Annotated in this window: 19 protein-coding genes and 1 pseudogene; 13 read left to right on the top strand and 7 right to left on the bottom strand. The window is 63.8% G+C overall.

Translation table 11 applies throughout. The annotated features are described in order from the left end of the window. Positions 1-21 precede the first annotated feature (21 nt). The 6 genes and pseudogenes from CQ12_RS25350 (at position 22) to CQ12_RS25375 (ending at position 4087) form a co-directional block, all read left to right on the top strand. Entirely contained in the window at positions 22-297 is a 276-nt protein-coding gene (locus CQ12_RS25350; RefSeq protein WP_057838023.1) for a YiaA/YiaB family inner membrane protein, read from the top strand. 156 nt (positions 298-453) lie between these two features. Further along, positions 454-849 carry a hypothetical protein gene (locus tag CQ12_RS25355; protein ID WP_157088493.1) on the top strand — a complete coding sequence of 132 codons (396 nt, stop codon included), beginning with the start codon at positions 454-456 and terminating at the stop codon, positions 847-849. A 219-nt stretch (positions 850-1068) separates the two neighbouring features. Then, positions 1069-1343, top strand: a pseudogene (locus tag CQ12_RS25360) (YiaA/YiaB family inner membrane protein). 208 nt (positions 1344-1551) lie between these two features. Beyond that, positions 1552-2592, top strand: a complete 1041-nt coding sequence (locus tag CQ12_RS25365) for a hypothetical protein (protein WP_057838025.1) — start codon at positions 1552-1554, stop codon at positions 2590-2592. Next, on the top strand, positions 2589-3788 hold the full coding sequence (locus CQ12_RS25370) for a hypothetical protein (RefSeq protein WP_057838026.1): 1200 nt from the start codon (positions 2589-2591) through the stop codon (positions 3786-3788). Before CQ12_RS25365 ends, CQ12_RS25370 begins: the two co-directional genes overlap by 4 nt. Positions 3789-3880: 92 nt before the next feature. Continuing rightward, positions 3881-4087: a hypothetical protein gene (locus tag CQ12_RS25375; protein ID WP_057838027.1), complete on the top strand. Its 207-nt coding sequence runs from the start codon at positions 3881-3883 to the stop codon at positions 4085-4087. Positions 4088-4222: 135 nt separating this feature from the next. On the opposite strand, the gene CQ12_RS25380 is transcribed toward CQ12_RS25375, so the two are convergent. Next, positions 4223-5074, bottom strand: coding sequence for an SDR family NAD(P)-dependent oxidoreductase (locus CQ12_RS25380; protein WP_057838028.1), 852 nt, complete (start codon positions 5072-5074; stop codon positions 4223-4225). 194 nt (positions 5075-5268) lie between these two features. Between CQ12_RS25380 and CQ12_RS25385 the strand changes: the two genes are divergently transcribed. Continuing rightward, positions 5269-6765: an aldehyde dehydrogenase family protein gene (locus tag CQ12_RS25385; RefSeq protein ID WP_057838029.1), complete on the top strand. Its 1497-nt coding sequence runs from the start codon at positions 5269-5271 to the stop codon at positions 6763-6765. 134 nt (positions 6766-6899) lie between these two features. Here the strand turns inward: CQ12_RS25385 and CQ12_RS25390 are convergent, their stop codons facing one another. Next, positions 6900-7280, bottom strand: a complete 381-nt coding sequence (locus CQ12_RS25390) for a winged helix-turn-helix domain-containing protein (RefSeq protein ID WP_057838101.1) — start codon at positions 7278-7280, stop codon at positions 6900-6902. Between the two features lie 106 nt (positions 7281-7386). Here CQ12_RS25390 and CQ12_RS25395 point away from each other — a divergent pair, with 106 nt between their 5' ends. From CQ12_RS25395 to CQ12_RS25405, 3 genes are all read left to right on the top strand, one after another. Continuing rightward, complete coding sequence (locus CQ12_RS25395; protein ID WP_057838030.1) at positions 7387-8511, top strand: alkene reductase; 1125 nt, start codon at positions 7387-7389, stop codon at positions 8509-8511. A gap of 203 nt (positions 8512-8714) precedes the next feature. Next, positions 8715-9230, top strand: a complete 516-nt coding sequence (locus CQ12_RS25400) for a GFA family protein (protein WP_083519480.1) — start codon at positions 8715-8717, stop codon at positions 9228-9230. Between the two features lie 264 nt (positions 9231-9494). Further along, positions 9495-11159 carry a thiamine pyrophosphate-binding protein gene (locus CQ12_RS25405; protein ID WP_057838031.1) on the top strand — a complete coding sequence of 555 codons (1665 nt, stop codon included), beginning with the start codon at positions 9495-9497 and terminating at the stop codon, positions 11157-11159. A gap of 95 nt (positions 11160-11254) precedes the next feature. Here the strand turns inward: CQ12_RS25405 and CQ12_RS25410 are convergent, their stop codons facing one another. Continuing rightward, on the bottom strand, positions 11255-12643 hold the full coding sequence (locus CQ12_RS25410) for an LLM class flavin-dependent oxidoreductase (protein WP_057838103.1): 1389 nt from the start codon (positions 12641-12643) through the stop codon (positions 11255-11257). Positions 12644-12820: 177 nt separating this feature from the next. Between CQ12_RS25410 and CQ12_RS25415 the strand changes: the two genes are divergently transcribed. Then, positions 12821-14203 carry a M20 family metallopeptidase gene (locus tag CQ12_RS25415; protein WP_057838032.1) on the top strand — a complete coding sequence of 461 codons (1383 nt, stop codon included), beginning with the start codon at positions 12821-12823 and terminating at the stop codon, positions 14201-14203. 94 nt (positions 14204-14297) lie between these two features. Here the strand turns inward: CQ12_RS25415 and CQ12_RS25420 are convergent, their stop codons facing one another. The 4 genes from CQ12_RS25420 to CQ12_RS25440 all read right to left on the bottom strand — a co-directional run bounded on the left by CQ12_RS25420 (position 14298) and on the right by CQ12_RS25440 (position 18913). Continuing rightward, positions 14298-15806 carry a tripartite tricarboxylate transporter permease gene (locus CQ12_RS25420; RefSeq protein ID WP_057838033.1) on the bottom strand — a complete coding sequence of 503 codons (1509 nt, stop codon included), beginning with the start codon at positions 15804-15806 and terminating at the stop codon, positions 14298-14300. Between the two features lie 7 nt (positions 15807-15813). Further along, entirely contained in the window at positions 15814-16299 is a 486-nt protein-coding gene (locus CQ12_RS25425; RefSeq protein ID WP_057838034.1) for a tripartite tricarboxylate transporter TctB family protein, read from the bottom strand. 150 nt (positions 16300-16449) lie between these two features. After that, a complete protein-coding gene (locus tag CQ12_RS25430; protein ID WP_057838035.1) occupies positions 16450-17430 on the bottom strand; it encodes a tripartite tricarboxylate transporter substrate binding protein in 981 nt (326 codons plus the stop codon). A gap of 232 nt (positions 17431-17662) precedes the next feature. Next, positions 17663-18913, bottom strand: a complete 1251-nt coding sequence (locus CQ12_RS25440; protein ID WP_063799817.1) for an FAD-dependent oxidoreductase — start codon at positions 18911-18913, stop codon at positions 17663-17665. Positions 18914-19334: 421 nt separating this feature from the next. On the opposite strand from CQ12_RS25440, the gene CQ12_RS25445 reads away from it, so the two are divergent. Beyond that, positions 19335-20312 carry a LysR family transcriptional regulator gene (locus CQ12_RS25445; protein ID WP_083519482.1) on the top strand — a complete coding sequence of 326 codons (978 nt, stop codon included), beginning with the start codon at positions 19335-19337 and terminating at the stop codon, positions 20310-20312. 103 nt (positions 20313-20415) lie between these two features. Then, complete coding sequence (locus CQ12_RS25450) at positions 20416-21267, top strand: amino acid ABC transporter substrate-binding protein (RefSeq protein WP_157088500.1); 852 nt, start codon at positions 20416-20418, stop codon at positions 21265-21267. Positions 21268-21300 lie beyond the last annotated feature (33 nt).

A 21300-nucleotide genomic window follows, 5' to 3' on the forward strand; every position in this document is an offset into this window, starting at 1 on the left:
CCATATCAACAGGAGATTATCATGAACCAGAATGTCCAACCCCACAGCGGTGCCTGGGTTACCTTCACCTACGCTTCGTTCTCTGCCTCGGCCTTCATGGTCGCCGTCGGCGTGTTCTTCCTGCCGCTCGATCTCTGGATCAAGGGCTATCTCGCGATGGGCATCGTGATGTTGGTGCAGACCTGCGTCACCCTGACCAAGACCGTGCGCGACATGCACGAGAGCGGCAAGCTGGTGAACCGCATCGAAGACGCCAAGGCCGAGCGGCTGCTGATGGAAGTCTTCAAGGCCGCTTGATCGGCCGCCTGATCTGCAAGCCCGCGTAACCTGTGACGCGGTGCTGGCGAGGGCGGACGGCAGGTGTCTTTCGCACCCGCCGTCCGTTCGCCGGCTTCCGCTCCAACCCCTGCAATTCGCCAATCGTGGTGACAGGCAAGGCAAAGGATGACTTCGATGAAAAGAGCGTTCGTATTCCTGGTGCTGGCTCCGGCGTCGGTGTTCTCGACGGTCGTGCTAACGTGGATAGCCGTCGTGGACACCAGATCTCTCGACTTCGCCTGCCTTTGCGGGGCGGTGCTGGCTATTCTCACTTTACCGACGTCGGCGATCACCGGGGCTATCGATGGATTTTTTGTTCGCGCCTGTCCGTTTCCTTCGCGGGCATGCCTGACCGCGATCGCCGGAGCGACGGTTGCCACGGCCGAGACCGCTGTGTTCAGTACTCTCCTTTCGCCAACGATAGTGGCGATGTTGGCGCTCGGCAGTGCCGTCGTTGCGGGCGCATGCTCGTTGCTGTCAAACGACTATAGCGGCCGGCAACGATATTTCGCCGAACCGATCAGCGCTTAGGGGCGGTTGACCTGGTTCCGCAGGTCGTCCGCAAGTTTGCATCGCCGCTAAATGCATCGTTTACCCTTTCACAACCTGAAGGTGCTCCGCTCATGGCTCATTAACTGACGCGGGCGCAGAAATGCCGGGCGGATAAGGTTGCGGCGTGGTATTGTGAAACGCGTGCAACCCGACCGGGACCGATATTTCATCGCATAATCTCATTTGCAGGATGGCACCATGAATCAGAATGCCCCGCATCACAGCAACGCCTGGGTTACTTTCACCTACGCTTCGTTCGGCGCTTCCGCCTTCCTGGTCGCGATCGGCGTCTACTTTCTCCCCGTCGACCTCTGGATCAAGGGCTACCTCGCGATGGGCATCGTGATGCTCATTCAGTCCTGCGTCACCCTGACCAAGACGGTGCGCGACGTGCATGAAAGCAGCCGGATGGTCAACCGCATCGAGACGCCAAGGCCGAGCGGCTGCTGATGGAAGTTTCCAAAGCGTCATAAATCAAGGCTTCGTAAATCCAGGCCGCGTTTCCTGTGGCGTGGTCCTGGCGAAGGCAGACGGCGGATGTTTGCGCATCCGCCGTTTGCGTATCTTGTGCGGCGGTCGACGTTCAACACATCGTTTACCTTGCTGCAGCCGCAACTCGCCGCAATCATGGGTCCTTAACGGGAAGGGCAGACAAGTCCGGCCCCGGTGCAGGCGAGTCGCATGGCGTTTTTCTGGAGCGATAATTCGGCGATACGTCGCGGTCTGGCGCAGGTCGGGTCCACCGCCGGGCGCCTGCGCGGCTACGCCGCCTTCTGGCTGAAGGCACTGCGTCAGCCCAACATCGATCTTGCCCTGCGCACCCATTCCGGGCTGGTCACGCGGATTGTCGAAGCCCCCGGCCTGTCACTTTCCGAAGTCGAGCTCGACGCGCTGGTATCGCAACTGCGCGTCGTCGCCGCCAAGACGCTGCCGAAGGAGAGCCTCACTTACGGCATATTCTCCGGCGACCGCGAACGGTTGTCACGCGCCATCGTGACGCTGATCTCCGAGGAAGCGACCGGGCGACCGATCGCCTTCAACGCGCTGTCGGTCATGGAGGTCGGGCTCGACGGCGAGCCGGTGGAGGTCACGCATCTCGGCCTCGTCATGGTCGATCCCGACGAACGGGGGCAGGGGCTCTCCTGGGTGCTCTACGGCCTGACGGCGCTGGTTCTCTTTGTCCGCGACGGCCTGCGTCCGAAATGGATCTCGAACGTCACCCAGGTGCCGTCGGTGGTCGGCATGGTCAGCCAGACCTTTTCCGATGTCTTTCCGTCGCCGCATCCGGACGCACGCCAGAGCTTTGCGCATCTGCAACTGGCGCGTGGCATCATGTCCCGTCATCGCGCCGTGTTCGGCGTGGGCGAGGAAGCCGGATTCGACGAGGCCCGGTTTGTCATCACCAATGCCTATACCGGTGGATCGGACGCGCTGAAGAAAACCTTCGAAGTCGCGCCGAAGCATCGCGACGAGCAATATAACGTCTGGTGTGCGCGCGAGCTCGATTACGGAAGGGGCGACGATGTCCTTCAGATTGGCCGCATCGATCTTGCCGGCGCCCGCCGCTACATCCAGCAGGATGTGCCGGCCGGTTCGCTGCCGGCGCTGCTCGCGGCTTCCGCGGTGCTGGCGTTGCAGCGGCTGATATTGCCGGTGGTCTACTGGTTCGACGATACGCGCCCGTTCGGCAGCTTGCGCCCATGGCTGGGGAACGGCCGATGACGCCGGGCATGATCGCCGATTCCATCGTCAATCTCTGCGGCGCGATCGGGCTCGGCGTCGCCATGGTCACGCTCCACCGGCGCGACCCCAAGGGCCCGCTGACGCGGCGGCTTTTGATTGCGCTGGGCATTATCGCGTCGCTGTTCCTGGTGCGCGGCACGGCGTGGTGGAGCGGCAGCGTGCTGCTCAATAATCTGTCGGCGATTCCGGCCGCGCTGATCCCGCTCGGCGGGTTGATCGTCACCGAAGGCATTTTGCGGCGTCATGCCCCGCGGCCGGTCAAGATCGCGATTCTGACCGGCGGCATCGTGCTCGGTCTTGCCGGTGCGGCCGGACTGGAGAGCCTCGCGATGCCCGCCGCGATGATGCTCGCGTTGTTCCAGCTCGGTGGCTTTGCCATCTGCGCCTGGCTGCTTGCGACGCGCGACCGGACCACGCTGATGGTATCAGAGAATAGCAGCATCGCTCGTCTCGCCGTCGGCGCTGTGCTCGTCATTCCCTTCATCATCACCGATTTCAGGGTGCTGCTGCCGGATATCCCGGTCAGGCTCGGGGCGCTGGGGGCGCTGCTCGTCGTGACCGCGATCCTGATCGCGGAACGCGGCGCGGAAACGCAGCGTCAGGCGCTGGCGATGACGGCACTGCGGCTGTCGAGTTCGGCGCTTCTCGGGATTGCCGCGGCGTTTGTCGCGCCGGATACCGATGCGGCGCAGATCATGCGATTTTGCGCCATTGCCATCGCAGGCGTTCTCACCATCGGGCTGATGGTGGACGCGTTGCGCGCCTACTTCGAAGCGCAGGTGCCCGGCGTTCTGAATTCCGTTGCGGCATCGCCGGCCCAAACGCGCGACGCGCTGATCGCGGAACTTGCGCGGCATCCGATTTTCGAGACCGCCCGACGTTATCGGGAAAGCGAACTCCTGGCCTACGATCCGCCGTTGCTGCGTAATTTCCTGTCGACCCGGCGGGTGCTGCGCCGTCCCGACGCGCCATGGGGCCTGACGTCGTCCGATCCCGCCGTCGAGCGCGTGGTGTCGCTGCTGGCAGCCAACAGCGCGACGCATCTCATCGTCCTCTCGCCCGATCCAGTTGACGTCATCGCGCTGGCGGTTCCCGTGATTTCGGCCGATCCGGCCACCGAAACCGCGCTGGCGCTGGTGCGGCGCCTGCTGGCGCTGACGCCGGAGACGACGTGACATTCGGTCACGAGATTTTTCACGCGCTACTTACGAAATGCATCGTGATTGTGATAAGACCGCGGCCGTAGCGTTCATGACGGGGCAGGCCGATGTCGAAGCAAGCGATGCGCGAGGAGGCGGAGCGCCTGATCCGCGAGACGATGGCCAAGAAGGCTATCGTCGTTAAGCAAGGCAACACCAGGATCGAGGCGGTCTGTGGCAAATGCGGCGCGCCGAACCGCGTTCAGGCGGAAAAGGGCGAAACCCGCGTCAAATACACCTGCAAGCAGTGTGGCGACAAGCAGGTGACGTTGTAGGTGATCTTGTAGGGTGGGCAAAGCGAAGCGTGCCCACCATTGCTTGCGGAGTGCGTGATGGTGGGCACGGCGCAAGCGCGCCTTTGCCCACCCTACGAACTGATCCACCCTCTCCCACAAGGGGGGAGGGGACAATCATTCCCCCTTCACGAACTTCGCGAACGCTTCCGCATGATCCGGGTGCCAGCGCGACAGCGCGGGGCGATTTTCGATGATGTCGCCGGCGGCCCACAGCATGCGCCGCTCGTCGAGTTGTCGCGGCACGTCGTTGTCCGGGCACAGGATGTAGAAGTCGCCGGCGTCGATGCGCGCGATCATGAAGTCGATCGTCTGCTCCGGCGTCCACGCTCCCGGCGGCTTCTCGGTGCGGCCGCGCGCGGTCAAGGCCGTGAAGACGTGACCGGGGATCATCAAATGCGCGCTGATCTGGCAGCCCGGCAGGTTGCGCAATTCGTGCTGCAGCGCTTCCGTCTGCGCCTTCACGCCGGCCTTCGAGACGTTGTAGGCGGGATTACCTGGCGGCGTCGTGATGCCCTGCTTGGAGCCGGTATTGATCACGAGGCCGGGGCGCCCGCGTTCGACCATGTGGGGCACGAAGGCCTGGGTGCCGTGAATGACGCCCCAGAGGTTGACGGCGAGAATTCGTTGCCAGTTCTCCAGCGGTCCAAAACTGTTGCTGTCGGGGCCGATGCCGGCATTGTTCATCAGGATGTCGGTACCGCCGAACCGCTTTTGCACGGCGGTTTCAAGTCCTGCGACGTCATCGAAGCGGCTGACGTCGACCGATGCCGTCATGATGTCCGCCGCGCCGCCCTTGGCGACAGACGCCAGTTTTGCCGCAGCCTCGGCGAGGCGCTCGGCGCCGATATCGGCGATACACACCTTCATCCCGAAGCCGGCGAACTGCATCGCGGCAGCGAGCCCGATGCCGGAGGCGCCCCCGGTGATCACGGCAACATGGTTTGGCGACATTGCGGGATGGGGCATCGTCATTCTCCTGATATATCTGAGGTATGGTTTCGCTGGGCGGATATCGTAGACTACCATGGACGAACGGGCATGGGAGGTCTTCGCGCCGGCCGCTTTCTCCGATCGTTCGGCCGCGCTACAGTTTCTTGCCAACGTTATAGACGAACGAATATAACGTTCCGGATTTCAACTAACTTCAAGGGAATGTAGACATGGCTGTCACCCAGGCAATTCCGATCACGCGCCATCCCTATGCGGACGGCTCCTACAAGAAGATGCTGATCGACGGCCAATGGGTCGATGCCGCCTCCGGCAAGCGGTTCGAGACGCACAACCCTGCGACCGGCGAGTTGCTCGCAACCGTCGCCGAGGGTGACGCGGAGGATATCAACCGGGCCGTGGCGGCGGCGCGCCGCGCCTTCGAGGGGCCGTGGAGCAAGGTCAAGCCGTATGAGCGGCAGGGCCTGTTGTTGAAGCTCGCCGATCTCGTCGAGAAGAACTTCGAGGAACTGTCGCAGCTCGACACGCTGGACATGGGCGCGCCGATCAGCCGCACCCGCGGCAACAAGCTGCGCGTGCTCGGCATGCTGCGTTATTACGCGGGGCAGGCAACGGCGCTGCACGGTGAAACCATCGAGAACTCGCTGCCCGGCGAAATCTTCTCCTATACGCTGAAGGAGCCGATCGGCGTCGTCGGCGCAATCATTCCCTGGAACGGGCCGCTCGGCGCGACCGTCTGGAAGATCGGTCCCGCGATCGCGACCGGATGCACCGTGGTGCTGAAGCCGGCCGAGGAAGCGCCGCTGACCTCGCTGCGGCTGGCCGAGCTCTGCATGGAAGCCGGCGTTCCGCCCGGCGTCGTCAATGTCGTGCCCGGCTATGGCGAGACCGCGGGCGCGACGCTCGCCTCGCATCCGGATGTCGACAAGGTCGCGTTCACTGGCTCGCACGTCACCGGACAGTCGATCATCCGCGCCTCCGCCGGCAATCTGAAGAGGGTCTCGCTCGAACTCGGCGGCAAGTCACCGGACATCGTGTTCGCCGATGCCGATCTCGACGCCGCGGTGCCGGGCGCGGCGATGGCGGTGTTCGCTAATTCGGGGCAGATCTGCAGCGCCGGGACGCGGCTGTTCGTCGAACAGAAGGTCTATGACGAGTTCGTCGGCCGCGTCGCCGAATTCGGCAAGAAGCTGCAGGTCGGCAACGGCATCGATCCGAATACCCAGATCGGGCCGCTGGTGTCGAAGGATCAGCTTGAGCGCGTCACCGGCTATCTCGACATCGGCCAGAAGGAGGGCGCCAAGGCGATGGTCGGCGGCGGCCGCCTGACCGAAGGCGCGCTCTCGAAGGGGTTCTTCGTGCAGCCGACCGTGTTCGCCAACGTGCAGGACAATATGCGGATCGCGCAGGAGGAAATCTTCGGGCCCGTGATCTCGGCGATCTCCTTCAAGGATACCGACGAACTGGTCAAGCGCGCCAATGCCACCACCTTCGGCCTCGGCAGCGGCGTCTGGACCACCAATGTCAGCAAGGCGCATCAGGTCGCGAAGGCGCTGCGCGCCGGCTCGGTCTGGGTGAACTGCTATCAGGCGATGGACCCGGCCGTGCCGTTCGGCGGCTACAAGATGAGCGGTTACGGCCGCGAGTCCGGCAAGCAGCACGTCGAGGAATATCTCAACGTCAAAGCGGTCTGGATCAAGACCGGTTAAGGCGGTGGATATCGAATTCGTCATTGCGAGCGTAGCGAAGCAATCCATCTCTCCGCTTGCGGAAGCATGGATTGCTTCGTCGTTTCGCTCCCTTGCGCAAACGCTTCGCGTTTGTCGCTGGCAATGACGATACCCTAGCGGGCGGCCTTCTTCGGCCGCCCGATCTCCTTGCACAGCGCTTCCAATTCCTTGCGCGCGGCGCTGGCGGCATTCCGTTCGATCTTGCGGTAGCGCGCGATCAACGACGTGCCGAACGGCGTCAGGACCGCGCCGCCGCCGTTCTTGCCGCCGGTTTGCCGCTCGACCGCGGCCTGCCGGCAGATCCGGTTGATCTCGTCGACCAGATCCCAGGCGCGCTTGTAGGACATATCCATCGCGCGGCCGGCGGCCGAGATCGAGCCGCAGGCCTCGATATTCTCCAACAGCTGAATTTTGCCGGGTCCGATGCGTGCCTCGTCGGCCAGGTCGATCCGGACGCTCAGCGAAGGTAGCGATCTGGCGTTCGTTTTCGGCATGGGCGACTTGCTCTCTTGCATCGCGTGGCGAGATTGCCACCGGAGCCTTTTACGAACAAGCTGAAGCGGTTACATATCCGTATCAACACGGGGTTCTGGAATAGACATGAAATATCCATCGCTGTTTTCGCCGCTCAAGGTCGGTCCCTATCAGCTCCAGCATCGCCTCGCGCTGGCGCCGCTGACGCGGATGCGGGCGGCAAAACCCTCGCTGGCGCCGCGGCCGCTGAATGCAGAGTATTACGCGCAGCGCGCGACGCCGGGCGGATTGCTGATCGCCGAAGCCTCGCCCGTGACGGCGACGGGTTTTGGTAGCCCCGGCGTGCCCGGCATCTATACGCAAGCGCAGATCGCAGGTTGGCGCGAGGTGGTCGATGCGGTTCACGCGAAGGGCGGAATTGTTTTCCTGCAGCTTTGGCATGTCGGGCGGGTCTCCCATTCCTCGTTCCAGCCTGATGGCGTGCTGCCGGTCGCGCCATCGGCGGTGCCGATCGCCGACCTGAAGACCGGAACAGCCGATGGCAAGGCGGTGCCCTACGAGACGCCGCGTGCGCTCGAGACGTCGGAGATTCCTGATATCATCGACGCCTATCGCCAGGCCGCAAAGAATGCGCTTGCGGCCGGCTTCGACGGCGTCGAGGTGCATGGTGCAAACGGCTATCTGATCGAGCAGTTTCTGCAGTCGCACACCAATCTGCGCACGGATCAATATGGCGGCTCCATACCGAACCGCGTGCGGTTCCTGATGGAGGTGACGCAGGCCGTGGTCGAGGTCTGGGGCGCCGATCGCGTCGGCGTGCGGCTGTCGCCGTATGGCGTTGCCAACGGCAGCGGCGAACCGGATCCGATGCCGCTTTACACCTATGCGGTCGAGCAGCTCAATCCGCTTGGGCTGGCCTATCTGCATTTCATCGAACCGCGCTCCTCAGGCGCCGGCCGCGCCGAGGTCAACCACCAGAACGTGCCGTCCGCAATGGTGCTGTTCCGCCCGATCTGGAAGGGCGTACTGATCACCGCCGGCGGATTTACGGGCGAGACCGCCGATGCGGCGATCCGGGATGGTCATGCCGATGCCGTCGCGTTCGGCCGCATCTTCATTTCGAATCCGGACCTGCCGCGGCGTTTGCAGCGCGGCTTCCCGCTGACCCCCTACAACCGCGCGACGTTCTATGGCGGCGACGTAGCGGGCTACACGGATTATCCGGAACACGACGAACTGGAGCAGGCGTGACGAGATCGTAGCCCGGATGAGCGCAGCGATATCCGGGGCCGGTATCAGCAGCGTTCCCGGATATCGCTTCGCTCATCCGGGCTACAAGTCAGGGAATCGTCATTGCGAGCGCAGCGAAGCAATCCATCTCTCAACACGCGGATAGATGGATTGCTTCGTCGCTTTGCTCATCGCAATGACGGGGTGTAGGAGCAGGACCGAAAATGTTTCCTGAACCGGAAGAGCTGGAAAAAAAGAAAACCAAGGCCGTCGCGCTCGGCAAGCCCGCCGCGGGCCAATGCCTGTGCGGCAAGGTCGGCTTCGAGATCGACGTGCCGGCGCGCTGGGCCTGGCACGATCATTCGCCGTCGAGCCGCCGCGCGCATGGCGCAGCGTATGCGACCTATGTCGGGAGCTGGCGGAAACGCTTCCGCATCACCAGGGGCAAGACCAGCCTCGCGCGGTTCGAAGACGAGGCCACCAAGACCGTACGCAGCTTTTGCTCGAACTGCGGCACGCCGATAGCCTATGAACGCCCGCGCTCGCCGCACATGGTCAACATTCCACGTGCGCTGTTCTCGGGGCGCACCGGCCGCCAGCCGCTCTATCACATCGCCATCGAGGAGCTGCAGGAATGGGCCTACACCGGCGAGCCGCTGGTGCCGCTGAAAGGATATCCCGGCGTGGTCTGGCAGCGCTCGAAAAAGAAGAAGCGCGCCGAACGTGAAGGGATGGTCTAGGACAGCATGAGATCAGGTCGGGCCGTGACGACCTGACCATCTCGTGCCTCCGACGCAAGCGGCCCGAGGGCTGCGAGCCGCGGCCCATTCTACTTTGCATGGGGTTGTTTTCGCGATTTTGTGTCCGGGTCCTCCGGTCACGGCGCCGGGACACGGAAAATGCGGGTGCAGAGCAGCCATGACCTCGCTCCATTGCACACAACCCTCAAGTTTGATCATCTGCCTCCACCCCGCACGTCCACGAAGCGGCGGGCGGGAGGAAAAATGAAGAACAAGATCACCGGCCGTTCCGCATTCCTTGCACTGCTGAAGGATGAGGGCGTCACGCATCTGTTCGGCAATCCCGGCACCACCGAATTGCCGATCATGCATGCGCTGAAGGACCACCCCGACCTCACCTATGTGATGGCGATGCAGGAAAGCCTTGTCGTCGCGATGGCCGACGGTTTCAGCCGCGCCTCAGGCAAGCTCGTCGCCTGCAACGTCCATGTCGCGCCCGGCCTCGGCAACGCCATGGGCTCGCTCTACAACGCCAGCTTCACCGGCACGCCCCTGATCCTCACCGCCGGCCAGCAGGAGCAGGGCCACGGCCTGACCGAGCCGGTGCTCTATGGCCCGCTGGTGCAGATGGCGCAGCCTTTGGTGAAATGGGCGGTGGAAGTGACGCGGCTGGAGGACCTGCCGCGGATCGTGCGCCGCGCCGCCAAGATCGCGACCACGCCGCCGACGGGGCCGGTATTCATCTCGCTGCCGGGCGATATCCTCAATTCCGAGGCCGGCATCGAGCTCGGCCGCTCGACCCGCATCGATACAAGCGTCAAGCCGTCGGAGGAGTCGCTGCAGGCGCTGACCGCGCGCGTCCTTAAGGCGGAGCGGCCGGTGATCATCGTCGGCGACGAGATCGTCAAGAGCGATGCATTGCGGGAGGCCGCCGAGTTGGCGGAAACGCTGGGCTGCCCGGCATATCAGTCTCCGACGCCCTACGGCGCGCATTTCCTCTCCGAAAGCCCGTGCTTCATGGGTGCGATCGCGCGCATCCAGAAGATCGCCCGCGAGACGCTCGCGCCCTACGACCTCATCATCGCGCTCGGCGGCGATCCGCTGCGGATGTCGGTCTACAGCGAGACCGATCCGCTGCCGGACGGGCTGTCGATCGTTCAGGTCGGACTGGTCGACCACGATCTCGCCAGGAATTACGGCGCGGACATCGCGTTGAAGGCCGACGTGAAGGAGACGCTGCGCGCGCTGGTGCCGGCATTGAAGACTGCCGGCGGCAGTGCGCTTCAGGCGCGTGCAAGCCGGGGACTTGACGCGCTCGCATCGAAGAACTGGGCGGCGCGGCGCAAGCCGCTCGTCGAACAGATTTCAAAGCATGCCACCACCTCGCCGATCGATCCGGACTGGCTGGCGCTGCAGGTGGTCGAGGCGATGCCTGACAACGCGATCCTGGTCGACGAAGGGCTGACGTCCTCGCGGCAGATGATCGCGCTGCGGCCGCATCGCGATCGCTATGGCTATCACGCGCTGGCCTCGGGCGGCATCGGCTGGGGATTGCCGGCGGCCGTCGGCGTCAGCCTCGCCAACCCGCAGCGGCCTGTCGTCTGTTACTCCGGCGACGGCAGCTCGATGTATTCGATCCAGTCGCTGTGGACTGCGGCGAACCACAAGCTGCCGCTGACGTTTGTGATCGTCAACAATGGCGGCTACCGCATCATCAAGCAGCGGCTGCTCGCCTTCCATGGCGACGATCATTACGTCGGCATGGACTTTGTCGATCCGCCGGTGGATTTTACCGGCGTTGCGAAGTCGCTGGGATTGGAAGCGACGAAGGTGACCGACCCCGGTCAGTTGAAGTCGGTATTGTCTTCAGCGTTCAGCCGCCCCGGCGCGAAGCTGATCGAGGTGGTGGTGAGCAATTCGGTGAATTGATTTCGATAACTTGTAGCCCGGATGAGCGAAGCGATATCCGGGGGCCGGTGCTAGAGGGGTCCCGGATGTCGCTGCGCTCATCCGGGCTACGCGCCTCATTCCGCCGCCGCTGCCTTCGGCCCAACACGATACCTCGCCGCCGGATGCTGCTCCGTCAGCCGCGCGCGTCCCTTGCCGAACAACTTCTCCCGCAACGTCCCCTCCGCATACTCGCTCTTGTACCGCCCGCGCCGGGTCAGCTCCGGCACCAACATGTCGGCGATGTCCTCGAAATCGCCGGGCGAGGTAGCGAAGGCGACGTTGAGGCCATCGACGTCGGTCTGCTCGAACCACGCCTCGATATCGTCGGCGACCTTCTCGGGCGTGCCGACCACCACGGGGCCGGCGCCGCCGATGCCGACATGCTCGACGACCTCGCGCACGGTCCAGACCCTGTCAGGATCGGCACGCGTGACATTATCAAGCGCGGTGCGGCCTGCATCGTTCTGGACGTGGCGCACCTGCTGCTCGAGATCGTAATTCGAGAAGTCGACACCCATCCAGCCCGACATGAGAGCCAGCGCACCTTCGGGCGCGATGTGCCTGCGGTAGTCGGCGTATTTCGCTTTCGCCTCGGCTTCGGTGCGGCCGAGAATGATCGTCATCATCGAGAACATCAGGATCTCGGCCGGGTTGCGCCCGATCTCCTTGGCGAGCGCGCGGATCGCCGCCACGCGCGGCCCGATGATCTTGGCCGACGGGCCGGACATGAACACGCATTCGGCGTGCTGGGCCGCGAACTGCCGCCCGCGCGGCGAGGTGCCGGCCTGGTACAGCACCGGCGTCCGCTGCGGCGACGGCTCGCTGAGATGAATGGCGTTGAGACGGTAGTTGGTCCCCTCATGCTGGATGCGATGCACCTTGGAAGGATCGGCAAAGATGCCGCGCGCACGGTCACGCAGCACGGCGCCGTCCTCCCAGCTTCCCTCCCAGAGCTTGTAGACCAGCTCCATATATTCATCCGCGATCTCGTAGCGGTCGTCATGCGCGGTCTGCTTGTCCTTGCCGGCGCCGCGGGCGGCGCTGTCGAGATAGCCGGTCACCACATTCCAGCCGACGCGGCCCTCGGTCAGATGATCGAGCGTCGACATGCGCCGCGCAAACGGGTAGGGCGGCTCGAATGAGAGATTGCTGGTGACGCCGAAGCCGAGATTCTGCGTCACCGCGGCCATCGCCGGGATCAGCATCAGGGGTTCGTTGGCCGGGGTCTGCGCAGCATTGCGCAGCGCGGCGTCCGGGCTGCTGCCGAACACGTCATAGACGCCGAGCACGTCGGCGAGAAACAGCCCGTCGAACCGGCCGCGCTCCAGCGTTTTCGCCAGATCGAGCCAATAGGGCAGGCGGTTGTAGCCGAGGGTGCGGTCGCGCGGGTGGGTCCAGAGCCCCGGCGATTGATGCGCCACGCAGTTCATGGCGAAGGCGTTGAGCCGGATTTGTTTTGTCATGACGCGAACCTCGAGTATGCGCGAGAGTTCCTCGCGCATTCGCCCGGTTAAACGCCGGGCTGTTGCACGAAATTGTTGCATCCTCGCTGCGTTTGGCAAGGCCCATTCGGCGCTTCCAGCGGGCGGCTTATCCCGATAGGTTGCGGCCCAACACGGCAACGAACAAAGGAAGAAAATATGGCTGACAGAGCCGACGCGGTGGCGCGGGCACGCGAGTATCTCCATTCCGGCGCGTTTCTCGCCGAACTCGGCCGCCGGGTTGGGTATAAGACCGAAAGCCAGAACCCCGGCCGCGAGGACGCGTTGCGCTCCTATCTCGTCGAGGACCTTCAGCCTGCTTTCGCTGCGCTCGACTTCTCCACCCGCCTGATCGAATCGCCTTCCGGCAGGGGTCCGTATCTGCTGGCGGATTACCGCGAGGATGCCTCGCTGCCGACGGTGCTTACCTATGGCCATGGCGATGTCGTCGACGGCATGGAAGGCGAGTGGCGCGACAATCTTGATCCCTGGAAGACCACGATCAAAGGCGAGCGCGTCTATGGCCGCGGCACCGCCGACAACAAGGGGCAGCACAGCATCAATCTGGCGGCTTTGCGCGCTGTGCGCGAGACCCGCGGCGGCAAGCTCGGCTTCAATGCCAAGTTCATCATCGAGACGGGCGAGGAGATCGGCTCGCCCGATCTGCGGCAGGTCTGCGAGGCCCATCGCGAGGAGCTGAAGGCCGATCTGTTCCTGGCGTCTGACGGGCCGCGGCTGTCGATAGAACGCCCGACCATTTTCCTCGGCTGCCGTGGCGGCAACCGCATTCATCTCGATGTCAATCTGCGTGAGGGCGGCAACCATTCCGGCAATTGGGGCGGCGTGCTCGCCAATCCCGCGACGATCCTTTGCAATGCCATCGCCAGCCTCGTCGACGGCAAGGGGCGGATGAAGCTCGATGCGCTGAAGCCGCCGCGGATCTCGAACGCCGTTCGCGCGGCGCTCGCTGACGTGAAGATCGAGCCGACCGCGGACGAGCCGGCGCTGGCACCCGACTGGGGCGAGGAGGGGCTGACGCCGGCCGAGCGGCTGTTCGCGTGGAATACGCTGGAGGTGCTGGCGATGTCGTCAGGCAGCATCGACAAGCCGGCCAACGCCATTCCCGGTCGCGCCAATGCCGTGCTGCAGCTTCGCTTTGTCGTCGGCACCAGATACGAAGAGGTCGTCGACGCCGTGCGCGCGCATCTGCATGCCAACGGCTTTCCGATGGTGCAGGTCAGCGGCACGCAGCGCTTCGCGGCTTCCCGCACCGATGTCGACAGCCCCTGGGTGAACTGGACCGCGAACTCGATCCTGAAGACGACAGGCAAGGCGCCGGCGATCCTGCCGAATTTCGGCGGCTCGCTGCCCAATGATGTTTTCGCCGAAGGGCTTGGGTTGCCGACGATCTGGGTGCCGCATTCCTATCCCGGCTGCTCGCAGCATGCGCCGGACGAGCACATTCTGCTGCCGGTGACGGAAGAGGCGCTCGCCATCATGGCGGGGATATTCTGGGACCTCGGCGAGAAGAAGGCGCTGTAGGTAACAAGGCGTAGCCCGGGTGAGCGTAGCGATACCCGGGAACAGTTTTCCCGCATATCGCTGCGCTCATGCGGGCTACAATTCGAGAGAGAACTCACACCCCCTCGTCCAGCGCGACCATCTCGCGCTTCCTGCGCAGCGCCGGCAGCAGCGGGCCGATCAGCAGCACGACCGCCAGCGCGAGGCAGGCGGCCGAGATCGGCCGCTCGATGAAGGTCATCAGATTGCCCTGCGAGAGGATCAGCGACTTGCGCAGATTGTTCTCCAGCATCGGCCCCAGCACGAAGGCCAGCACCAATGGCGCCGGCTCGTAGCCGAGCTTGCGCATGAAATAGCCGATCACGCCGAACGCGATCATCACATAGACGTCGAACACGTTATTGCCACTGCAATAGACGCCGATGATGGTGAACAGGATGATCAGCGGGAACAGGATGTTGTAGGGCAGTTTCAGGAGCTGCACCCACATGCCGATCATCGGCAGGTTCAGCACCAGCAGCATCAGGTTGCCGATATACATGCTGGCGACGATGCCCCAGAACAGGCCGGGGTTCTGCGTGATCATCAGTGGACCGGGCTGCAGCCCGTGAATGACGAAGGCGCCGAGCAATAGCGCCATCACCACGTTCGGCGGAATGCCGAGCGTCATCAGTGGAATGAAGGCGCCGCCTGCCGCAGCATTGTTGGCGGCCTCGGGTCCCGCCACGCCTTCGATGGCGCCGTTGCCGAAGCGCTCTGGCGTCTTGGAGAGCCGCTTCTCCAGCGCATAGGACCCGAAGGAGGCGACCACCGCGCCGCCGCCCGGCAAGATGCCGAGAAAGAATCCCATGATCGTGCCGCGCGACAGCGGGCCGGCGCTGGCCTTCCAGTCGGCTCGGCTCGGCAACAGATGTGTGATCCTGGCGTTGATGACGTCGCGTTTGATGAGCTGTTCGGTGTTGAGCAAGACCTCTGCGACGCCGAACAGGCCCATGACGACCGGCACCAGGCCGATGCCGTCGATCAGTTCGACCCGGCCGAAGGTCAGGCGCGGCTGCGCCGTGATGCTGTCGAGCCCGATCAGGCCGAGCACGATGCCGATGCAGGCCATCAGCAGCGCTTTCGCCATCGAGCCCTGCGTCAGGAACGTGAGCACCACGAGGCCGAGCACCATCAGGCTGAAATATTCGGCCGGACCGAAAGCGATCGCGACGCTGGCGAGCTTGGGCGCCACCAGCATCAGCGCGATCAGCGCGAAGGTGCCGGCGATGAACGAGCCGAATGCGGCGATCCCGAGTGCCGGACCGGCGCGGCCCTGTTTCGCCATCTGGTGCCCGTCGATGCAGGTAACGACGGAAGCGGCTTCGCCGGGAATATTGACCAGGATCGAGGTCGTCGAGCCGCCATACATCGAGCCGTAATAGATGCCGGCCATCATGATGATGCCGGATTCCGGCGTGCCCGACAGCGTGATCGGCAGCAACAGCGACATCGCCGAGATCGGACCGATGCCGGGCAGCACGCCGACCAGCGTGCCGATGAAGACGCCGATGAAGCAATAGAGCAGGTTGATCGGCAGAAGCGCGACGCCAAAACCGTGCGCGACGTTGAGGAGCGTTTCCATGGTGCGGTCAGCCGATTTCGAAGATGCCGGAAGGCAGTTGGATTAGCAGCAGGCGTTTGAGGATCCACCACATGCCGAGCGGGACCAGCACTGCGATCGGAATCGCGAGCTGCCAGCGCACCGGGTCGATCAGCCGCAACAGCAGCAGCATCAGCGGGATCGACGACAGCAGGAAGCCGAGCGGATTGAGTGCAAACGAAAATGCGGTGAGGCAGGCGATGACGATGACGGGCTTGGTCCAGCGGGTGTTTTGCCAGCGCGAGCCGAAGGTCGGTCCGCCCTCCGTGAGCGCAGCGATGATGATCGTCGCGGCGAACAGGCACATCAGGATGCCCGTATAGAACAGGACGTAGCCCGATCCCGGGTCGTTGATGGTGCCGAGCCTGAGCTTGAGCCCGGACCAGATCACGAAGCCGCCGAGTGCAAGCCCGATCAGCCCGCCCCACAGTTCGGAGTTGTTGAGGCGGAATTTGACGTTGGATTGATCACTCATTGACAAACTCTGTCAGTCGTTCCCCGGAGGCAGCGCAGCGCGAAGCGGAGCGCTGCAGAGCCGGGGTCCAATGTGTACGCGGATGCTGGTGGGTCCCGGCTCTGCGGAGCAGCGTTGCACGCTGCGCCGCGTCCAGGACATGGCGGGAGTTCAGTTCGTCTTCTTTGTCAGTCCGAGCTTGTCGATCACCTTGCGCTCAGACTCGGTCACTTCGACGACGAACTTCTTGTAGTCTTCCGTATTCTTGTAGTTCGGCACCATGTCGAATTTGGCGAGCGTGGCGATCACCGCGGGATCATCGAGCGCCTTCTTGAAGGCATCGTGCAGCTTGGCGACGATCTTCGGGTCCATGCCCTTCGGCCCGGCGATGCCGAACGGAGAATCGTAGACCATGGGATAGCCGAGCTCCTTCAGCGTCGGCACCTCAGGGTAGTTCGGCGAACGCGCCGAGGTCCACACCATCAGAAGCCGCAGCTTGCCGGCGTCGACCAGCGGTCGCCATCCGGTCGAATCCGCCTGCAGCATGGTGTGCTGTCCGAGCACTGCGGCGTTGGTTTCCGCGCCGCCCTTGAACGGCACCTGCGTCAGCTTGATGCCGGCCATGCCGGCGATCTGCTCCATGCCGATATGCAGCGAGGTGCCGGCGCCCGGCGTCGCATAGGTCACCTTGCCGGGATTCTGCTTGGCGTAGTCGATCACGTCCTGCCAGGTCTTGAATGGCGACTCGGCGCTGGTCGTGACACCGAACGTGTAGCCGGTGAGATGAACGATGTAGGTGAAGTCCTTGTCAGGATTCCAGGAGACCTCCTGCATCAAGGGCAGGCGGAACACGGTGATCGGAATCTGCGCGATGGTGTAGCCGTCCGGCTTGCCCGCCGCCGCCATGGTGGCCGGGCCGACGGTGCCGCCGCCACCGGCCTTGTTGTCGATGGCGATCGGCTGTCCGAGCACCTTGGATGCGCTTTCGGCAATCGCCCGCATCGAGATATCGGTCGAGCCGCCCGCCGGCCACGGGACGATCAGCGTGATCGGTTTGGTGGGATATTCCTGCGCGCCGGCGGCTGAAATCAGCATGCCGAGGGCGGCGACGGCGATCGTCAGACGATCAGGTCGAAACGCAAATCGAAACATATGCAACACTCCCCTGCGGCTTTCCCTTGATACCGGAGCCGCTTGTTTTCTTTCCCGGGGGCGATCTTCCCTGAATTCGTCCCGGAAGAAAAGCTTGTTGGCCGCGGCGGCTCGCGCCATCCGCACTGCAACAAGCTGGAAATGATGCATGCGACAATTGGTCTGCCGCGGCATCCCGGATTGCGGAATTTCGCGCAAGCGGACCGCCCCCCGGACGGTCGGTTCCGCTAGGTCAGGCGGCGCGGCGCAGGGCGAACGCGCTCGCCGCGGTGACCGAGCGCCTGCATTCGATCATATCAGCCGTCAGCCGCGCGCTGCCGCATGCCAGCGTCCAGCCGAGCATGCCGTGGCCCGAATTGATGAAGAGGCCTTGGAGCGGCGACCAGCCGATGATCGGGCGGCTGTCAGGTGTCATCGGACGAAGCCCGCACCAGGGCTCGATGTCGCCGGCTGCGTCGATCCCGAGCAACTCGGCCGAGGCGCGGCGCAGGATTTCGACGCGCCCTGCATCGATCGTGGTGCCGCGTTCGAGATCGGCGATGCCGGCAACCCGTATGGCGGTGCGGCCATCGCGCGCGAGCGGCGCAAATACCAGCTTGCGTTCCATATCCGTGACGCTGTGCCGAAGCACGCGCGCCTCCGGTGCCGGTAAAAGGGTGATGCTGTAGCCTTTGAGCGGATAGATCGGCAGATGGAATCCGCACGCCTTTGCAAAAGCGGCCGAGGCCGCGCCCATGCACAAAACGAAATGATCCGCCTGCACATGGCCCTTGTCCGTGTCGATGGCCACCAGCCGGCCGCCGGATCGAACCGGCCCGCGAACTTCTGTACCGAGCACCCATTCGACGTTGTGTTGTCGTTTCAGTCGGGTTGTGAGGCCTGCGCAAAATGCCGCGCAATCCCCGACTTGTTCGGAGGCCGTGAAGATGCCGCCCGCGAGCTCATCCGCATCAAGCCGGAGCGCAGGTTCGAGCGCCAGGCATTCGGCCGGCGTCAAGATTTGCTGCTCACCGGTCGCGACGATGGCGCGCCGCGCAACGTCGAATTCCCTCCGGCTTCGGAACACCACCAGCTTGCCGGCGGTTCGCAATCCGAATGAGAGCATCAGGCTTTGCGTCAGTCGCGTCAGTTCGCTCCGGCTCAAGGCGGCGAGCGCGAGTTGCGCTGCAATGGTCTCGCGCATTGCTGCCGGCCGGCAGGCGAGCAGGAAGCGCAGGCCCCAGGAAACCAACGCGGGATCGAGACCGGCGCGGATGCGCATCGGCGATTCCGACGACAGCAGCAGCGACGGCAGCTTCCTCAGGGTTGCCGGCGACGCCAGCGGCGCCACGAACGCGTAAGAGAGCTGGGCGCCATTGGCGGCGCTGGCATCTTTGGCGGTGGAAGCATGCCGGTCGACGATGACGACGTCGTGTCCGGCCTCGGCAAGGCACCATGCGGTCGTCAGTCCGATGACGCCGGCACCCAGTACACAGATTTTCATCTCTGGTCTCATGCTGATGATCGCCCGATCGAAACGCGCGAGGCCGATCGGGCGAAGGGTTGTCATTCACCAGATCTAAGGCGTCCGAACGCTACTATTGATGCCAAGTCTGCATGATGCAAAATTTGCATAACCTGCCGGCGGCGTGGCAGGCTAATGATGGCGAGGACATCGGCGGCGGATGCGGAACGGCTGACATGAGCGGGCAAGGAAGCAAGGAAATTGCCGCAGCGACGGCGGCGCGGCGGGGCGATGCAAAGCTTGCATTGGTCATGCTGCATCCCGATCCGCTACGTTTGCCGGCATGGGGCTTCACATTTCCTGTTCTGAACCAGTGCCGGTTGGCGTCCGCTTCCATGGACTGCCGGAGGGCGGCCATCGTGGCGTCCGCGCGGCGATCGCCCGCAAAGCGGGGAGCGTGATGGAGCTTCGCTGGCTGCAGGATTTTCTGATGGTGGCCGAGACCGGCAATTTCACCCGCGCGGCGGAAAGGCGGAATACGTCGCAGGCCGCCTTCAGCCGTCGCATCAAGTCACTTGAAGCCTGGCTCGGTTTCGACCTGATCGATCGCAGTGTCTACCCGACGCAACTCACCCCGCAGGGCGAGCGCTTTCGCGAGCATGCCGGCGAGCTGCTGCGGCAGATGCTCGACAGCCGTCTCGAGCTTGGCGGCAAGCCGCTTCACCGCAACGAGCATATTCGCATCGCGCTGCCGTTTGCGATGGCCACCGCGCGTCTGCCGCAATGGTGGCAGGCCTGGTCACAGGAGCGGCGCTTGAGCTGTTCGGTGGTCGTGGGCAACATCCACGACCTCGTCACGTCACTGGTCTCCAGCAATGTGGACCTGATGATCTGCTACCACCACGCGCAACAGCCGATCCATCTCGACCCGGACCGCTACGAGCGTGTGATCCTCGGCACGGAGTTCCTGCGGCCCTATGCGAGCGAGGCACTGGTGGCGAAGGGCGGCGCGTCGCTGCCGGGGCGGGCATCACATCCGGTGCCGCTTCTGATGTATTCGCCCGGCGTCTATTTCGCCCGGCTGGTCGATCTGATCCTGGAAAACGCCCCGATTACCGGCGTCCGGGTCATCGAAAGCGACATGTCGGACGTATTGTGCGGGATGGCGCTCGGCGGACGCGGCGTGGCTTGGTTAACGGAGGGCACCGCGGCGGCTTCAGGGCGGAAGCGGCTGGTGCCGATCGGCGGCGACAAATGGGCTTTGCCTTTATCCTTAGTCGCATTCCGCGATCGGATGAATAGCCAGCGGCCGCTAAATCTGTTTTGGTCCGAATTGTGCAGGTATAGTGCCGGGCACGCCGGGGGCGGTCTTGCCAAAGGTCTTGCCAAGGCAGGTTCGAGACCGCCGGCCAAACGGCCCGGCAAGTTGTTGAGTTAGGGTGGATGAGCCATCATCCGAAACCTTGTAGAGGAGAAGTTACGTGAAACACCGTCAGATTATCGGCTGTCTGCTCGCGGGTGCGCTGTGCGCCACCCCGGCTATGGCCCAGGAACTCACCGGGACGCTGAAGAACATCAAGGACACCGGCGCCATCACGCTCGGCTTCCGCGACTCGTCGATTCCGTTCTCCTACCTCGACGACAACCAGAAGCCGATCGGCTACGCCATGGACATCTGCCACAAGATCGTCGATGCCGTGAAGAAGGAGCTCAAGCTCGACAAGCTCGAGGTCAAGCTCAATCCGGTGACGTCGTCGACCCGTATCCCGCTGCTCGCCAACGGCACCATCGATCTCGAATGCGGCTCGACCACCAACAATGCCGAGCGTCAGAAGCAGATTTCCTACACCAACACCCACTTCCTGACCGCGAGCCGCTACGTCACCAAGAAGGCGAGCAAGATTAACGCGATCGATGATCTCAAGGGCAAGTCGGTGGTCTCCACCGCCGGCACCACCAACATAAAGCAGCTCACCGAAGCCAACGCGGCGCGCAGCCTCAACATCAACATCATCCCGGCCAAGGATCACGCCGAGGCGTTCCTGATGGTCGAGACCGACCGCGCGGTGGCCTTCGTGATGGACGACATCCTGCTGGCGAGCCTGGTTGCCGGCTCGAAAGCGCCGGATGATTACGTGATCTCCAAGGATGCATTCTCCAAGCCGGAGCCTTACGGCATCATGCTGCGCAAGGACGATCCGGCCTTCAAGAAGGTGGTCGATGCTGCAACCGCGGCGCTCTATACCGGCGGCGAGGGCCAGAAGATCTACGACAAGTGGTTCACGCAGAAGATCCCGCCGAAGGGGCTGAACCTCAACACGCCGATCAGCGCTGAACTCAAGAATGAATTCGCCAAGCCGTCGGACTCGCCGGATCCGGATTCGTATAAGTAAGAAGCAATCCTCATGGGGCGAGGCGGCGCGTTA

Origin of the sequence: Bradyrhizobium jicamae (genome assembly GCF_001440395.1) — a bacterium.
Lineage (GTDB): Bacteria > Pseudomonadota > Alphaproteobacteria > Rhizobiales > Xanthobacteraceae > Bradyrhizobium > Bradyrhizobium jicamae.

Bases quoted from the DNA above. Each gene is read 5' to 3' on its own strand.
- CQ12_RS25415 (WP_057838032.1), top strand. From the start codon at position 12,821: ATGGCTGACAGAGCCGACGCGGTGGCGCGGGCACGCGAGTATCTCCAT.
- CQ12_RS25400 (WP_083519480.1), top strand. From the start codon at position 8,715: ATGTTTCCTGAACCGGAAGAGCTGGAAAAAAAGAAAACCAAGGCCGTC.
- CQ12_RS25440 (WP_063799817.1), bottom strand. From the start codon at position 18,913: ATGAAAATCTGTGTACTGGGTGCCGGCGTCATCGGACTGACGACCGCA.
- CQ12_RS25395 (WP_057838030.1), top strand. From the start codon at position 7,387: ATGAAATATCCATCGCTGTTTTCGCCGCTCAAGGTCGGTCCCTATCAG.
- CQ12_RS25420 (WP_057838033.1), bottom strand. From the start codon at position 15,806: ATGGAAACGCTCCTCAACGTCGCGCACGGTTTTGGCGTCGCGCTTCTG.
- CQ12_RS25385 (WP_057838029.1), top strand. From the start codon at position 5,269: ATGGCTGTCACCCAGGCAATTCCGATCACGCGCCATCCCTATGCGGAC.
- CQ12_RS25425 (WP_057838034.1), bottom strand. From the start codon at position 16,299: ATGAGTGATCAATCCAACGTCAAATTCCGCCTCAACAACTCCGAACTG.
- CQ12_RS25355 (WP_157088493.1), top strand. From the start codon at position 454: ATGAAAAGAGCGTTCGTATTCCTGGTGCTGGCTCCGGCGTCGGTGTTC.
- CQ12_RS25390 (WP_057838101.1), bottom strand. From the start codon at position 7,280: ATGCCGAAAACGAACGCCAGATCGCTACCTTCGCTGAGCGTCCGGATC.
- CQ12_RS25450 (WP_157088500.1), top strand. From the start codon at position 20,416: ATGGCCCAGGAACTCACCGGGACGCTGAAGAACATCAAGGACACCGGC.
- CQ12_RS25430 (WP_057838035.1), bottom strand. From the start codon at position 17,430: ATGTTTCGATTTGCGTTTCGACCTGATCGTCTGACGATCGCCGTCGCC.
- CQ12_RS25380 (WP_057838028.1), bottom strand. From the start codon at position 5,074: ATGCCCCATCCCGCAATGTCGCCAAACCATGTTGCCGTGATCACCGGG.
- CQ12_RS25445 (WP_083519482.1), top strand. From the start codon at position 19,335: ATGGAGCTTCGCTGGCTGCAGGATTTTCTGATGGTGGCCGAGACCGGC.
- CQ12_RS25350 (WP_057838023.1), top strand. From the start codon at position 22: ATGAACCAGAATGTCCAACCCCACAGCGGTGCCTGGGTTACCTTCACC.
- CQ12_RS25375 (WP_057838027.1), top strand. From the start codon at position 3,881: ATGTCGAAGCAAGCGATGCGCGAGGAGGCGGAGCGCCTGATCCGCGAG.
- CQ12_RS25370 (WP_057838026.1), top strand. From the start codon at position 2,589: ATGACGCCGGGCATGATCGCCGATTCCATCGTCAATCTCTGCGGCGCG.
- CQ12_RS25410 (WP_057838103.1), bottom strand. From the start codon at position 12,643: ATGACAAAACAAATCCGGCTCAACGCCTTCGCCATGAACTGCGTGGCG.
- CQ12_RS25365 (WP_057838025.1), top strand. From the start codon at position 1,552: ATGGCGTTTTTCTGGAGCGATAATTCGGCGATACGTCGCGGTCTGGCG.
- CQ12_RS25405 (WP_057838031.1), top strand. From the start codon at position 9,495: ATGAAGAACAAGATCACCGGCCGTTCCGCATTCCTTGCACTGCTGAAG.